This is a genomic window from Nocardia sp. NPDC058640, from assembly GCF_042716995.1.
Classification (GTDB): domain Bacteria; phylum Actinomycetota; class Actinomycetes; order Mycobacteriales; family Mycobacteriaceae; genus Nocardia.
In genome coordinates, this window is the sequence record NZ_JBHXRG010000001.1 from 374,106 (window position 1) to 387,768 (window position 13,663).

The window sequence follows — 13,663 nt, forward strand, 5'->3', positions numbered from 1 at the left end:
TTCGGGTACATCCACGCCGCGGCGCAGTCGACGGTGTCGATCGCGAAGAAATCATGGAACCGAATCACCCCCGCTCGCGTCTAAGAGATCGAGAGGCGTTTCAGGATCGAACGGCAGCGGTCTGACGAGGCAGGTTTGCCCCGGTCAGGCCGATGCTTCCGGCAGAGCAGCCCGACCGTTGAGAGAACCTCGGTAGGCTGCCCGAGGACAACGACGAGGGGGTGGCGATGTCTTCGCCCATTGAAGTGATCCTGCAGGTGGGGTCAGCGGTAACGGCCGCGGAGCTGGGCAAACTGGACGGAGTCCGGTCGCGTTCACAGGCGATCGAAGCCGCGCTGTCCGGGCAGGGCACCAGCACCGACCCGGATTACTCGAAGACTCCCGAGCAGTTCCAGACGATGTCACACCAGGCGATCTATGACGCTGTGCACGGCACCACCGGCATGGATGTGGCCGGCCTGCAAACCCTGGGCACGGTATGGAAGAAGGCATCGACCGAGCTCACCACCGCAGCCCAAGCAAACGTGACGGACTTGGCTCGCCTGCTGGGCAATGGCGAATGGTCGGGGTCCAGCGGTGACGCGGCGCGGGCCGCTTCGCAGCGGATGGCGAAGGTCATCGATGTGATCGGTCAGGTCTTCGGGGCGGTCGGAACGCGGGTCGAGGGGTTGGCCTGCGCCGCTGAGGCCGTGCGAGCGGCGGTCCAACCTCCTATCGCGCCGGTCACAAGATTGAATCCTGACGACCCGCGGTCGTCGATCATTCCGGGCCTGGTCAACCCGACGACCGCGACCAATCAGCGCACCGAGCAAGATCAAGTGCTGGCCGCGACACGTGCGGCGATGGAGCAGATCTACACGCCGTCGTATCCGCCGAACGGTTCGGGCGTTCCGTCCTATCCCCTCGTGTCGGACGCGTTGGCCGGTAGCGATCAGTCCGCCTCAGGCGGCAACAGCGGCGCACCGGGTTCGGGATCACCGTCACCTACCTCGCCCGGTAGCAGCGGCCAGCCGACCCAATCCCCAGGCTCGGACGACGATTCCACCAGCGATGATCCGTCGAATACCGAGGGTGCCCAACCTGATTCGACAAATCCTTCCACTGCCGAAGAAGGCACGACCGAGCAGACGGCTGACTCGAGCGGGTCGCCGTCGGAATCGTCGCCCGCGCAGACAGCCGCTGCCAGTGCGCAGTCCAGCCCTCTCGGTACCGCGGGTTCGCCGACGTCAGGCCTGCCGAGCTCCGGTTCGCCGAGCTCAGGCCTGCCTGGCGCGGGTCTACCGGGCGGCGGCACTGCGTCCGCGCCCAACCTCGGCGCACCAGTGCCGGGCGTGAGCGCTCAGTCGCCTTCGGGCTCGGTCGGCGCGGGATCTGCGGCCGCTGGTGGTGCCCGTGCGGGAGCACACGGTCCGATGGGACCGATGGCGCCGGGTGCCGGGCAGCGACGGGGCGGCAGCGACGACGACGAGCACCAGAGCCCCGATTACCTGCGCCGCGTCCACGAGGACTGGACCGAAGGAATCGACAGCCGTCCCGCCGTGGTCGGCGCGGATGCTCCCTCGGCAATGCCGGTTGAACCGTCGTCCACGCAAACAGTAGCCAGTGCGCCGCCTGTGAATCATGCTGCTCCGGTTCACAATTCACCCGCCCCGGAGACGCCTGCGACTTCTCCTGACACCGAATCCCTTGCCGCGGAGTCGGTTCCCGCAAGCACCGAGCCTGCAACGGTCGAAGGAGCCGTCCCGACTCCAGCCGCCGATCCACCAACCGAGCAATCAACAGCGGGACTCTCTCCCGAGGTGGCGAACTTGCTGTCCTCCTATGGCTGGGGCACACCCACTCCCCCACCTCCGGCCGCACCCACGGAGCGTGAACGACCATGACTACATCGAGCTGGACCCTGGATTCCAACCAGTTCGCCTGGCTGTGGCGACAAGAACCCGGCCACGACGAATTCGACTACCCCGACCCGATTCGGATCTGCCAAACTCGGATGACCGAGGACGAGCACCGGCGGATGAAAGCCGTTCTCTCCGAACAGTTTCCACGCGACGGCGACTCCCCGCTGCGCATGGCTTTCACGGCGCTGGCCAACCCGGAAACTCGCATTCGATGCTTCGGCACTCTCGCCGACGGTCAAGAAGTCCACTCCCACGGCGTGATCTCCGGCCGGATCGGCGTCGTGGTGTTCCAACGCTGCGCCGACGCCGAATCCGCCGGTCCCATCCAGATTTCCGCCCTGCGCCCCCACACGGTCCCCGTCCATCTCGCGGCAACCATGCCCCCAGCCGACGCCGGCGGAGCAGGCGCGATGACCGGCTACACACCGCGCGTGCGCGGCATCGGACAGCCAACGAGCTGGAACCGCGGCGCCGACGGTCGCCTCCCGGTCGACGAGCGCATCCGAACGCTCATGCGCAAACCACGCAGCGCCGAAGGTCAGCTGATCATCGAACGCGGCCTTCGTACCGAATACCCTTCGCCCGCCCAGTATTTGAACTGGATAGACGTCGTCCCCGGCCAGTTCGCCTCGGGACGCTACCTCGTCCAAGTCGACCGGGACGATACGTTCGTCATACCGACCGACCTGCGCACCCTCGCCGCCGAACTCCACACCCGTGCCGGTTTCGACCGCGTACCGACACGGTGAAAGAGAGCAACCGATGACCTCCGAAGTTCCCAACCTCGACTATGGGCAGGCTGAGATCGCGGCGTTCCTGGAAGGGGCGCGCAATGGGCAGTTCAGTTTCCAGCGGGAGGCTGTGATCGAGATGGTCGGCAAGTACGACCTGCTCGTGAACACCCTTCTCGCAGTGAGGGAGCAGCTCGAAGGCGCGGCCAGCACGAAGGGCTTCGGTGGTCTCCAGTCCGCGGTAGAACTCCAGGATGGCTTTTCTCGGAAGGCCACTGACGGAGCAAGCGTCCTCGACCAGGCGATCGAGGGGGTACTCGACATTCAAGAGGGTTACTTGCGTGCGGCAGACCTGTTCCCTGAGATTGACGCCTTGAATCAGAAGCGCATCAACCTTGCCGCTACCAGCATCGACGGCCAGTCATGACCGCAAAAAACACCGCGGTCGCCCTCGCCGTCGTCGGCTGCGCCGTGCTCTCAGCGTGCACAACTGACGCCGAAGTCGACACGACCGGCCCACACTCGACAACCACATCGACGCCGTCGCTACCGATGGCGGTTACTGTTTCTCCAGCTCCTCGCCAACCAGCACGATCAGGTTCAACCGTGGCCTACGACCCGTGCTTCATGATCGGTGACGAACCCGCCACATCACTAGGATTTGCTGCCGATACCCGCAGACGAGACGACTTCGTCGCAGATCACTACGCGTTCATCGGGTGCGAATTCGACCGCATGGAGACCGTCCGCGCCAACACATTGTCGGTCGCGACCTTCCAAATCCAGTCCAGCAACATAAAACTCGACGACTATTGGAAACGTGACGACTTCGTCGGCAAGCAGGCCACGTCGATCAATGGGCGCGAGGCAATCAGCTACAAGTTGAGAGGCCGCGCGACCCGCGAGCGGTGCAGCATCGCAATGGTCGGTCCAGACGGCACAATCGACGTCACCCTAGCCAGCGGCGCCGCACTGACTGCCTGGATGGGTTGCGACCACATCGAGGAAGCGGCCCGGACCATCGAAGCCGCCCTGCCGAAGCCCAAGTAACCCATGCCAACTCACACCGCAGCACACCCACTGGGGGACCAACGATGACAGACCTCACCGTCAACAAGGAAATCCTTGTCGGCCTCGGCAACGAACTCAACCGCATCGGCACAGCCCTGCTAGCCACCAACACCCGCGAACCCTTCCGCTGCGGAGTCGACGACTTGCCCGGCACCGCCACCGCAGCAGTCTCCGCAGCCGCAATCGACCAGGTGAAAACCGCCCTCACCTCAGTCGCCACCCGGATCAACGCCATGGGCGCCGCCGCGATCCGCTGCGCGGCGAACTACGAAGAGGCCGACAAAGCCTTCGCCGATCTGCTCAACACGACCACCGGAGGCGTGTACTCATGACCATCGGCCTATCCGCCCTCCGCAGTTTCCACCCCGAAGCAACCACCAGCGCGGTAGCCCGCGGCATCGACGGCCTCGTCGCCGACTTCAAAAAGCAAATGTCCGACGTACACACCAAAGTCGATGCGACCCAAGATGATTGGAAGGGCGACGCCGCACGAGCCGCCAACGAGCGCGCTCTCGGTGAACGCCTGGCAGGCAACAAGCTCGCCACCGAACTCGAAGACATCGCCACCGCCTACCGCATCCACGGCTCCGCGATGGACGGCTTCAGAAACGCCGCCGTCAAAGCCGCCGACGACTACCTCTACCAGGGCCTGAACGTCGCCGACGACGGCACGGTCACCGTCCCCGCAGGCAAAACGGGCGTCCCCGGCCCTGTTCCCGGCATGACAATCGCGATGTCGGAAGAACAACTCGCGACCTACGCCGTCGAAGGCACCACCCGAATCAAGGGTTTGATCGGTCAGTTCATCGCCGAAGACCTGAAACTCGCGCAAGCCGCGGGCCAAGAACTCGTCGACATGGTCCAGAAGGCCAACGGCGAATACGGTCTCGGCCCACAGGATCCCAGCAAGTACGGCAAAACCGGAGCGGACGACGGAAGAGCGCTCGCGGAAGCGCTGCGCACCAACGACACCGCAACGATCAACGAGATCCTCGCCAATATGCCCGAGAACACCCTGTCGGATGCGGACAAGGAAGCACTCGCCAACGGCAAGGAAATCGCGGTCCCGGCAGAGCTGCGCGACTATTACAAGACGCTGTACCAGGACCTGGGCAAGGACGGGTTGCTGTCCCTCGGTACCTACCTCGACAGCCAGAACCAGCCGGGGCTATCCACTGCGCCAGCCGCAGCGGCCGCCCAGAACACACTCGCCAACGGCATGATGATGGTGTCGAACGAGCGAATCGGCACTGGTTTCGACAACGGGAAGCTCGTCGGCGCAGGCGATTACAACCAGTTGCCAGCAGGACTCCGCAACGCCGTCTCGGGACGTCTCGGCGACGGCGACTGGGGCAAGATCGCGCCCCAGGGTCCTTATGACTTCCAGAACCGGCTCAAGGACAAGGTCGGACTCGCCGATCTCATGTCGCACGCAGACACCGAGCCCGGCACGACCCTCGGCACTGAACTCGGTCGTCAAGGCGCCGACCTGGCGGCATACGTCGACGGCAAGGATGCCCACGTCAACCAGTGGACCAACCAGTGGTGGAATCAGGCGATGCCGGAAGGAACCATCGACTCCGAAGGATTCTTCCGCGAGCCCGACAAGGACACCTTGGATGCGACCGCGCAGAAGTACATGGAGCTCGGGACATCGAATCCTGAGGCGGCGTACCAACTTTTAACCGGCAAGAATTCCGATACCGGCGAGCCGCTGCCAGCAGATTTGTCGTTCGGCGCGGGTGGTGCGGAATACCAGCCCGCAGGAAATTACGACCCGTCGAAGTTCACATCAACCGTGTTCGAGCACGAGTGGGAGGACGAGGGCAAGGCCGCGTCCGGCCTCTACAGTTGGGTCGGCGAGCACACTCATGACCAGGGTCGATTGGGCGATCTCGCCCGTGACGCCTACCTCGAACTTCCTGACGTGCTCGCTCCCCGTGACGAGAGCGGAATGCTCGTCGCGAAGGATGGCAAGTCGGTATTCGAATCAAACGCCGAGAATTTCATCAAGAACCCCGAATTGGCAACGGGCCTGAGCAAGACCCTTGCACCGAATCTCGACTCGATCGCCGGACATCACGAAACTTCAGGGATTTCGAATGGAATCGCGTCCGTATCCAACGAAGACGCCGAACGTCTATTGTTCCTGGGAGCCCACTCGCCCGACGGACAGCTTTACCTGGAAACTGCTCGACAAACCTTCGATCTGGCCGTTATCAAACAGATCGCGAACGGACAGGACGCTACTCCGCTGGATACTGCGGTGATGATCGGTGGTCTCGATGCCAGAATCGACAACGCACTGTACAACGCGGCCACTAACCTAGACGTCTCAGAGGCATCCGACAAATTTACCCATGCCAACGAGATTTATGAAACCAAGCAAAAGGCCGCCGAGTTTGCGACGATGCTCATCAGTGGCGGCACCGATCAGGCGGTCGAACGTCTACCCGGCGGGGCGATCGTCCACGGAATCGTCGGCGAGATGCGCGACAAGGGCATGGAGTCCGTTGTCGAGAAATGGAATCCCGAACCCGATCCAGTACCTGTCCAATTCCCCAACGTCGAAACACTGCAGGGGAGGGCATGGGAGAACTTCCGCACGCAGCTCGATACTGCCAACCAATTCGGTGGTAGCCAGCTTCCCGCCGTCACCACCGATCAATACCGCAGAGACTACAGCGGTGCCTACAACGATCTAGACAACGGTTTCGCAGGAAGCCCTGAACGCTTGAAGCAGTTCCTTGCCGGGAATACTGCTTATATCGGCGAAAGCGGGAAAGCGGGGAAGTGACAGATATGAAGGCCGGTCGAACAGTAGCCCCAATCCTCCTACTTCTCTTCAGCGCTAGCTGCACAATCAACGACCCCGCAGTAACGACTTCGACCCCACCCTCGTTACCGCTGAGCTCGGCCGAACTCCCTTATGACCCTTGTGACCGGTTGCCCCAGGAGTTGCTGACCGACGAGGGCTTACGGATTCAAATGCCCAAGCGTTCGAACCCCGCAACCCCTTCCGACCCCGGTGCACGCTATAGCGGCTGCCTCCTCGGTGGACCGCCATCTTCTGCCGCATTCTACCTACAGTCGACAAACATGACCGTGGAATACTTCCAACGAAGCAAGATCTCCGACAATTACAATTTCACCGACCGTCAGATCGGCACTAGAATGTCAACGGTTGCCAACAATAAGCAATTTCCTGGAACTTGCAAGATACTCGTACAGGTGAATCATTTCGGAATCCTCCTCGATGGCCGCTTCGGTGATGAGACATGCGAAACTGGCGTCGACTTGGCTAGCAAAATTCTGGCCGCACTCGGAGAGTCTTAATGCCCAACAAAATTGAGCCAGACATTCGCGATACCTCTATGTTCAAAACGGCCCAGAACGATGAGGGATTTCAAAGCTGGCTTCTGATGCACGACGCGGCGCTGCAAATTGAGTTCACAGTATTCGAAGTTCCCGAGCTGGCCGGCTTCGAGTTCACACGCGAAGGGCTCGTGATCGCCGAGCAGGAAATCATGAGTCGATTCGATGGTTCGAACCCGTTCTCCGAGGAGAATTATAAGCTCGGAATGCGATTCTACTATTTTATCGGCGAGACTTTCCGTAGAAGCTTCGAAGGGATATGGGTAGCACTTCCGTCGCAGGCAGATCCAGCGAAACTAATTCCCGCCATAGACTTGCCCTTCATGTCTGGGTTCAAGATTCCGCGACACATGATGGGTTTCGTTCGGCAACGGCGAACAGGCACCGAGCTCACATGGATCTACGATCGCGCCGCTGCCGGCTATGCGAAATGGGTCGATCTCGGGCGACCGACGCGCGAAACGTGGGAAGGCTACCTGTAGCTCGCTCAACACAAGCGCGGGGTAGCTTGACCTCTTGCCGTCCGCATACGATCGCGCGTACGTGACCTGGTCATGGACCGTGACCACGTCGCAAGCCTGGACGAGCCAACCGGGCACCTCGGCGCCGAGATGCTGTCGACTGGGCGTGAACACTGCTTCAGCTCCGGCTCGTCGGGCAATGCCGATCAACTGGGTGATCGGGTTATGGGTTCGTACGTCGAACACGATCGTCTTCGCAAGGTCATAGCCGAATCGCTTTGCCAGCGAACGCAGCTGGATCTCATCCCAGTTCTGCCCCGACCCGGAGATGTCAGATCGCAGGTACCCGATCGCGATGGGCTTCATCCGGCGAGCGCCGATCGAGGTACATCGAGCATCGCCCGGCCCGACGGTGTCGCCGTGTAGGCGTTGCCGCGCGGCAACAGTTCCCACGCATCGCGGTGCGTGACTCGTCGGATCAGCCCGTCGAAGTGCAGGATGCCCAGCGCTCGTCTGGTCCGGCGGATGGACAGCGCTGTCCCCGCGGCGATCTCACGGTCGGTGAGTTGTCCGCCGGATTGCAGGATGCGGAGAACGAGTGCTTGGTCGACCGTGGACATCGTTGCCTCCTGGATTGCGTGTTCTTCTCGCGTTTACCCGCGTAGCCTGGGGTTACGACGTTGGAAGAGGGTGGAAGAGAACGACTTCCAGCGTGGCGGGCGAGGCCGGTTTCCGACAGTGTCGGAGCCGATACGAAGGTGATACGAACCCGATCCATCGATGACGGCGAAGGGTAAGGGACGACGATGATCGTCGGCAGGTGGACGGCGGCGCATATCCGGGCACTGCGGGTGGATGCGCTGCGGGAGAGTCAGCCGGCGTTCGCGCAGCGGCTCGGCTTCGAGGCTGTCACCGTTCGCAAGTGGGAGTCCAGGGCAACCGAGGCCAAGCCTGTTCGTGGGGCGTCGGCGGCGGCGCTGGACACACAGCTCGCCCGACTCACCGCCGATCAACTTCACCGCATGGAGTTGGCGCTCGTGGCGCTGGACCCGGAGAGCGAGGATGACGTGAACCGTAGACAATTCGGCATCGCGACCACCATGAGCGCAGTCTCGCTGGTCGGTCCGGCGACCGACCGCGGCCCGACGGTCGACCATCCGAGAATCGGACTGTCCGAGGTGCGGGCGTGGATCGAGTACACAGAGGAACTCGAACAACGCGACCAGCGTGAGGGCGGAGCTCGGCTGGTGCAAGCGGCGAGCTCCGCGCTGACCCGCGCTCGTCGCGAAGTCGATGTGGCGCACTGTGATCCGGCTACGGGCGCGGCGGCGGCCAGCGCGGTCGGCAACCTCGCTGTCACGACGGGCTGGTTGGCCTACGACGCCGATCAGCACGACCTCGCCCGCGCTTGTTACCGCACGGCCCTCGAGATGTCGATGCGTTCCGGCGATGAGGAACTCGCGGTCCACGCTCTGCTCAATGCCGCGAACCAAGAGATCGCGTTGTCCCGCCAGGCCATCGGCAATCCGCATCTCGCGCTGCAGAACGCAAGTCGCGCTGAACGTTTGGCCCAGCATTGGAATCCTGGCCGGGTACACGCGCTGATCGCGGTCCGGCAGGCGCAGGCATGGGGACACATCGGCAACCACGACGGATTCCGCACTGCGATGAACACAGCGCACGCCTCGATGGACACCGCCCTTGACTCCGAGATCCTCGGCCGTTGCCCGAGCTGGTTGCGGTTTGTCGATCCACCGGAGCTGGCCGGACACGAAGCACGAGCGCACAGCGACCTGGGCGACTACCGCACCGCGCTGACCCACTACGAGCGCGCACTACAAGGTCAGAGCGTGCGCAACGAGGCCAACACACGCGCCTGGCACGCGGCAACCCTTGCAGCCGTAGGGGATACGCGCGGAGCGCTCGCCGCGGGACAATCGGTACTGGACTCTCTCGGCACGATCGGATCGACTCGAACCCTGCGCGCGATGGCGCCGATTCGAGCGCTCCACGCCGCCAAGCACTCTGGATTCGCCGACCACTACGACCAGCTCGATCGGCAAGCCCTGCCGGCGTGAACGGCGCCTATTGGCTGACTTGGAGGAGCTGGGATCAACCATGACCGATGTTCAATATCCTGAGATGCGGATGTCCGTGATAGATGCACTCGAATCATTCGCCGACCCGGACTATCAAAGGCGAGTCTGGATAAATCGTCAATTCCCGCACGCGAATTTTTACGACGACCTGGACCTGAACGTGAGCATCTTGTACGACGACTGCGTCGTCGTCCCCGACCCTCGCAGCAGGATCGGCACCGTGCTCGTAGACGGACCAGAGGTCGACCGACTGATCGAGTTGGATCAAGTGCTCGACCCCATGATCAGCCGATTAGGAAACGCATCGGATTCCACATACCTCGGCGATTCAGAGTGGCCACTTGTCGTTACGGCCGCTCGTGCAGCTCTGGCTGCGATGCGGGACATATAAGATATCCTTCATGATCTGCCGAGCTTTCCGCGAAATTTCGCCATGAATCCCGGAGCTGGTCGCATGTCTCTGGCCTGCACCGCTTCTTTTCCGGTATAGATTCGCTGATATCGGAGCAAGTTTCTCCCCATGAGCTTGACCACTAGCGGTTGGCCGTACGTGTTCTCTACGAATCCGACGGCGATGAGATCCGCGACTGGATTCTGGCCGTCATCCCACCCTTGCTCGAACGCATCAAAGACTTTCGACAGCCGAGGGTTCGACTCAGTACCACCAGCATTAGCGATCGCCGCGATCCTGCGAGCGATGTCGCCCATCACAAGCGTGGGCAAAATTTCTCCGTAGTCTCGTTCATGCTCCGCCACAATCTGGCCGAACTCTGGCTCGACGCGTGCAAGAAATTCGATGAATTTTATCTGTGATGGGGCCTGCTCGCTCGACCATGCGGCAGCGTCCGAGTAGATTTCATCATCCTTAGACTCCATTTCGGGCACCCTCCTGCCTAGTTCCGCCCAGTCCTCACCAACCACAGTCTCCGATTAGGACTTCGATTAATACTTGATCCCCGTTGCGAACGGCTGCACGTTGCTCGTAAGTGACAATCTGAACCGGAGGCACTGCGGATGTTGAAATTCTCGGATCCGTATTGACTACCACGGTGGCGTGGCACCCATCTGGGCGTGCCCCTTTCGCGACAATAGTGTGAGGCCGGGGTCCTCCATATGGCGATCTTCGAGGTGGAGGATCTGACACCTTCAATTCCATTGTGGGTACCGTAATGACGGCCAGTGGATCAGGTTGTGGTGAAGGTCCGATAAAATACGCGGTGGCATAAGATGCATTGCTATCCAAGACGTCTACAACCGCCGTCCGAACAAATCCGGCCACAGCCACCGACTCAGCGATTCGCCTAGCCTCTGTCGGCAAGTCGCGAGCACTCTGGAATCGCTGCCAACCGAGTCCGACTATTGCACCGATAGCGACCACCGCGACTGCAAAGTAGCCAAATCGCCGCACTCGCGTCCAGCGAAATCCTGAAGCATATTTGCCACGAACTAGGCTATAACGCGTCACCAAGATCCCATACCTCTTGGGGCACCGATTCGGATTCATCTCTGCACAGTCGATCGACAATCGATCGGAGTTGTTGGCGCTGCTGCACATTTAATTCACCGCCGAGGCGGAGCGTAGCGACCAACAGGTCGCCTGGATACAAATCTCCCGATGCAAGGGGATTTCGGTCGAGCACGTCGAGAACGCGAGGAAGCACGTTCAGCAACGAAACACGCTGCGTCGCAAGTACGCGGAGGCCTTCCGGTTCTAGACTTTGAATCGGTATACGACGGAGGCCGTGCACAGTCCGTATCATTCGTGTGGCATTCTGATCAGGTTCCGGCCAGGCGCCATCAATTTCCTCGATTGTGTTCTGTGCGCATTCACCAGCCACTATGCCTCACTGTTCGTTGCACTTGCCCCTGACAGTTCACCTTCGAGCGGGGCACGTTCGAACCCTGGGCAACCCAGCAGACGGTTGATCTGGTCGACTCTGCTCGAAAGGCCTTGCTGCGCGTCACGAACCTCCCGGGACATGATCCTACGGTGTGCCGTCCGACGGGCTTCCCACGGTCCTGGCCGCGGGGAGGTGTCCTAACTCAGATCGCACGGCCCAAGGCTGCCCGTAGCTGCGAACGCACACCGCAGCATGTTCTGAGTTACCAACACCCAGAACAGCGGGTTCTCGGGGTCCCTCGGTACAGACGACAGGGACCCCGACCCTGAACTACCGGTTTCGGCCACCGGAACCGGCGCCGAATCAGCACCCGCCACGCCGCTGCCCACGCCCATCAGAGTCGCAACGAGCACGCCCGCCACCATCGTCTTACGCATCTTCGCTCTCCATTCGCTTGCCGATGGGCAATTCTGACTCATTCGCGGTTCAGACAATAGGCTTTCGATGCCCGGAAATTTTTGGGGGGGTTGCGGATTGCCGATCCACCGGAGCTGGGCAGGACAAGAAGCACGCGCGCAGGTTTGCCCGTCAGACCCTCACCGTCTACGGCATAAGCTTCAGGACACCGCTCCAACGAAAACCTTGGCTGCGCGAGAATCCACCTCGGCAGCAGGCACTCGGTCGCCCACCGACAGGTAACCCACCACCGTTTCCTTCGCGATCTCGAGCAACTCCTCGTCCAGCGCACGGCTGTCCATCGCCTCGAAGACAACGAACGGCGCCAGGCGCAGGAGGCGTTTGAGGAAGTCGCGCAGGATGTCTCGTTCGGCGATGTCGGGGCCCGAGAAGTCCATCTGTTTCCAGGTTCGCAGGATCGACTGGATCAGGTGAGGGCTGCCGCCGAGGGCGGTTCGGCGGGCGTAGATCTGGTCGAAGGCTGCTTCGCCGAGGACGTGGAGGGCGGCGTACGGGTCAGGATCGGTGGGGGCGTACACGAGTTGGGCTCGCCACCACATGCGTCCGAGGACGTGGCGGGTGAGGTCGGAACCGAGTACTCGATCGCCTGGGGGTTTGGGGTACCGCCAGTGCGCGACATCGGGGAGGACGACCAATGCGAGGAAAGCCCAGACGTCCCCGGACGCCGCTTCGGCGGGCGAGATTCGCATCTCGCGGTGCAGGGCTACGGCGAGCCGCAGGTCGAAGCTGGTCTTCTGCTTGGAATCCGGCGGCTGCGGAAAGCCGGATTCCTTGGCCAGGTCGATGACGATGTCACGGAGAAGTTGGAGCTTCGCCTGCTCGATTCGGGTGCCGCCGGTCGCGACGAACACCGCGGAGCTGTCGGCGAGGGACCATCGGCTGTTGAGCTCGATGGGGCCGAGTTCTTTGTATTCGGCGGCAAGGGGCTTCGCGCGGTGGCGGAGGAGTCGCGGGTAGAGCAGTGTCATGCGACCCCCTCGAAGATCTTGACCGCTGCCTGCAGTTGCGAGGCGAACAGGTTCGGAGATTCTTGCGCGGCAAGCCGTACATCGGTAATGGACCGACCGGGGAAGAGTCGGCCGAACAGCTCCTGCAGTGTAGCTCCTAGCGTCTCATCGAAATATGTTGCGTCGTCATCGAATTCGCTGATTCGGAGGGCATGGTCGACCATTGTTCGTGCTACGTCCGCGTACAACATCGACAGTGCCATCTTGTCTTGCAGCCGAGGACTTCCCGCCCGCTGTAGGGCTTCTGCGATCAAAGTCTTCTTCTCATTGACCAGCAGCAGCAGCGACCCCATCGTGGCGACGTCGAGATCGGTACCGATCTCGAGATGCCAGGCGGCGTCACCCGGATAGTTGGTCTTCTCGAAATCTACGATGGCGATGGGGAATTGAGGTGCGTCGCCTTGCAGGCGGATTTGCGTGCGATCGCTCCACAGCACCGAGCCGCCGCGACGCGGCGCGACCGGCCGATCGGCGCCATGTCGGCGGCGTGCCAGTACCAACACGGTGTCGAGCACGAGAACGCCACCCAGATCGGCTCCGACCAGATCCGCCCGCAGCTCTACCTCGCCATTCGCGGGGACGATCACGCGTGACATCGTCCCGCGCAGTTTGGATCCAGTGGATGTCCACACCGCGGCCAACGCCAACTCTGTGCCGGGCGCGAGCGTGGACTCGGCCAGCGCGCGTTCGAGGTCAATGC

At 61.9% G+C, this 13,663-nt stretch carries 15 protein-coding genes; 10 read left to right on the forward strand and 5 right to left on the reverse strand.

Annotated elements, in window-relative coordinates:
- Positions 1-227: 227 nt before the first annotated feature.
- From ACFWU5_RS01900 to ACFWU5_RS01935, 8 genes are read left to right on the forward strand one after another with little or no spacing between them, the layout of a single operon-like run.
- Positions 228-1,883: a hypothetical protein gene (locus tag ACFWU5_RS01900; protein ID WP_379265800.1), complete on the forward strand. Its 1,656-nt coding sequence runs from the start codon at positions 228-230 to the stop codon at positions 1,881-1,883.
- Positions 1,880-2,650: a hypothetical protein gene (locus tag ACFWU5_RS01905; protein ID WP_379265801.1), complete on the forward strand. Its 771-nt coding sequence runs from the start codon at positions 1,880-1,882 to the stop codon at positions 2,648-2,650. The genes ACFWU5_RS01900 and ACFWU5_RS01905 overlap by 4 nt, the downstream gene beginning before the upstream one ends.
- A 13-nt stretch (positions 2,651-2,663) precedes the next feature.
- Entirely contained in the window at positions 2,664-3,059 is a 396-nt protein-coding gene (locus ACFWU5_RS01910; RefSeq protein ID WP_379265802.1) for a hypothetical protein, read from the forward strand.
- A complete protein-coding gene (locus ACFWU5_RS01915; RefSeq protein WP_379265803.1) occupies positions 3,056-3,682 on the forward strand; it encodes a DUF3558 family protein in 627 nt (208 codons plus the stop codon). The genes ACFWU5_RS01910 and ACFWU5_RS01915 overlap by 4 nt, the downstream gene beginning before the upstream one ends.
- A 44-nt stretch (positions 3,683-3,726) precedes the next feature.
- The gene (locus ACFWU5_RS01920; RefSeq protein WP_379265804.1) at positions 3,727-4,035 is read left to right on the forward strand and encodes a hypothetical protein; all 309 of its coding nucleotides are present in this window, start codon (positions 3,727-3,729) and stop codon (positions 4,033-4,035) included.
- Positions 4,032-6,500, forward strand: coding sequence for a WXG100 family type VII secretion target (locus tag ACFWU5_RS01925; protein ID WP_379265805.1), 2,469 nt, complete (start codon positions 4,032-4,034; stop codon positions 6,498-6,500). Before ACFWU5_RS01920 ends, ACFWU5_RS01925 begins: the two co-directional genes overlap by 4 nt.
- 5 nt (positions 6,501-6,505) lie before the next feature.
- Positions 6,506-7,039, forward strand: coding sequence for a DUF3558 family protein (locus ACFWU5_RS01930; RefSeq protein WP_379266200.1), 534 nt, complete (start codon positions 6,506-6,508; stop codon positions 7,037-7,039).
- Positions 7,039-7,560 (forward strand): hypothetical protein, encoded by a 522-nt coding sequence (locus ACFWU5_RS01935; protein ID WP_379265806.1) that lies wholly within the window; start codon positions 7,039-7,041, stop codon positions 7,558-7,560. The genes ACFWU5_RS01930 and ACFWU5_RS01935 overlap by 1 nt, the downstream gene beginning before the upstream one ends.
- A 341-nt stretch (positions 7,561-7,901) precedes the next feature.
- Here ACFWU5_RS01935 and ACFWU5_RS01940 read toward each other — a convergent pair whose 3' ends face one another.
- Positions 7,902-8,159 carry a hypothetical protein gene (locus ACFWU5_RS01940; protein WP_379265807.1) on the reverse strand — a complete coding sequence of 86 codons (258 nt, stop codon included), beginning with the start codon at positions 8,157-8,159 and terminating at the stop codon, positions 7,902-7,904.
- 186 nt (positions 8,160-8,345) lie between these two features.
- Between ACFWU5_RS01940 and ACFWU5_RS01945 the strand changes: the two genes are divergently transcribed.
- Positions 8,346-9,617 (forward strand): helix-turn-helix domain-containing protein, encoded by a 1,272-nt coding sequence (locus ACFWU5_RS01945; RefSeq protein ID WP_379265808.1) that lies wholly within the window; start codon positions 8,346-8,348, stop codon positions 9,615-9,617.
- A 40-nt stretch (positions 9,618-9,657) separates the two neighbouring features.
- On the forward strand, positions 9,658-10,029 hold the full coding sequence (locus ACFWU5_RS01950; protein WP_379265809.1) for a hypothetical protein: 372 nt from the start codon (positions 9,658-9,660) through the stop codon (positions 10,027-10,029).
- Positions 10,030-10,037: 8 nt separating this feature from the next.
- Here ACFWU5_RS01950 and ACFWU5_RS01955 read toward each other — a convergent pair whose 3' ends face one another.
- The 4 genes from ACFWU5_RS01955 to ACFWU5_RS01970 all read right to left on the reverse strand — a co-directional run bounded on the left by ACFWU5_RS01955 (position 10,038) and on the right by ACFWU5_RS01970 (position 13,550).
- Positions 10,038-10,514, reverse strand: a complete 477-nt coding sequence (locus ACFWU5_RS01955; protein ID WP_379265810.1) for a hypothetical protein — start codon at positions 10,512-10,514, stop codon at positions 10,038-10,040.
- 575 nt (positions 10,515-11,089) lie between these two features.
- Positions 11,090-11,476 (reverse strand): contact-dependent growth inhibition system immunity protein, encoded by a 387-nt coding sequence (locus tag ACFWU5_RS01960; protein WP_379265811.1) that lies wholly within the window; start codon positions 11,474-11,476, stop codon positions 11,090-11,092.
- A 620-nt stretch (positions 11,477-12,096) separates the two neighbouring features.
- A complete protein-coding gene (locus ACFWU5_RS01965; RefSeq protein ID WP_379265812.1) occupies positions 12,097-12,924 on the reverse strand; it encodes a DUF6339 family protein in 828 nt (275 codons plus the stop codon).
- Positions 12,921-13,550 carry a hypothetical protein gene (locus tag ACFWU5_RS01970; RefSeq protein ID WP_379265813.1) on the reverse strand — a complete coding sequence of 210 codons (630 nt, stop codon included), beginning with the start codon at positions 13,548-13,550 and terminating at the stop codon, positions 12,921-12,923. Before ACFWU5_RS01970 ends, ACFWU5_RS01965 begins: the two co-directional genes overlap by 4 nt.
- Between the last annotated feature and the right edge of the window lie 113 nt (positions 13,551-13,663).

Excerpts from the sequence above, each read along its gene's own strand:
- ACFWU5_RS01900 (WP_379265800.1), top strand. The coding sequence starts at position 228 with ATGTCTTCGCCCATTGAAGTGATCCTGCAGGTGGGGTCAGCGGTAACG.
- ACFWU5_RS01905 (WP_379265801.1), top strand. The coding sequence starts at position 1,880 with ATGACTACATCGAGCTGGACCCTGGATTCCAACCAGTTCGCCTGGCTG.
- ACFWU5_RS01910 (WP_379265802.1), top strand. The coding sequence starts at position 2,664 with ATGACCTCCGAAGTTCCCAACCTCGACTATGGGCAGGCTGAGATCGCG.
- ACFWU5_RS01915 (WP_379265803.1), top strand. The coding sequence starts at position 3,056 with ATGACCGCAAAAAACACCGCGGTCGCCCTCGCCGTCGTCGGCTGCGCC.
- ACFWU5_RS01920 (WP_379265804.1), top strand. The coding sequence starts at position 3,727 with ATGACAGACCTCACCGTCAACAAGGAAATCCTTGTCGGCCTCGGCAAC.
- ACFWU5_RS01925 (WP_379265805.1), top strand. The coding sequence starts at position 4,032 with ATGACCATCGGCCTATCCGCCCTCCGCAGTTTCCACCCCGAAGCAACC.
- ACFWU5_RS01930 (WP_379266200.1), top strand. The coding sequence starts at position 6,506 with ATGAAGGCCGGTCGAACAGTAGCCCCAATCCTCCTACTTCTCTTCAGC.
- ACFWU5_RS01935 (WP_379265806.1), top strand. The coding sequence starts at position 7,039 with ATGCCCAACAAAATTGAGCCAGACATTCGCGATACCTCTATGTTCAAA.
- ACFWU5_RS01940 (WP_379265807.1), bottom strand. The coding sequence starts at position 8,159 with ATGTCCACGGTCGACCAAGCACTCGTTCTCCGCATCCTGCAATCCGGC.
- ACFWU5_RS01945 (WP_379265808.1), top strand. The coding sequence starts at position 8,346 with ATGATCGTCGGCAGGTGGACGGCGGCGCATATCCGGGCACTGCGGGTG.
- ACFWU5_RS01950 (WP_379265809.1), top strand. The coding sequence starts at position 9,658 with ATGACCGATGTTCAATATCCTGAGATGCGGATGTCCGTGATAGATGCA.
- ACFWU5_RS01955 (WP_379265810.1), bottom strand. The coding sequence starts at position 10,514 with ATGGAGTCTAAGGATGATGAAATCTACTCGGACGCTGCCGCATGGTCG.
- ACFWU5_RS01965 (WP_379265812.1), bottom strand. The coding sequence starts at position 12,924 with ATGACACTGCTCTACCCGCGACTCCTCCGCCACCGCGCGAAGCCCCTT.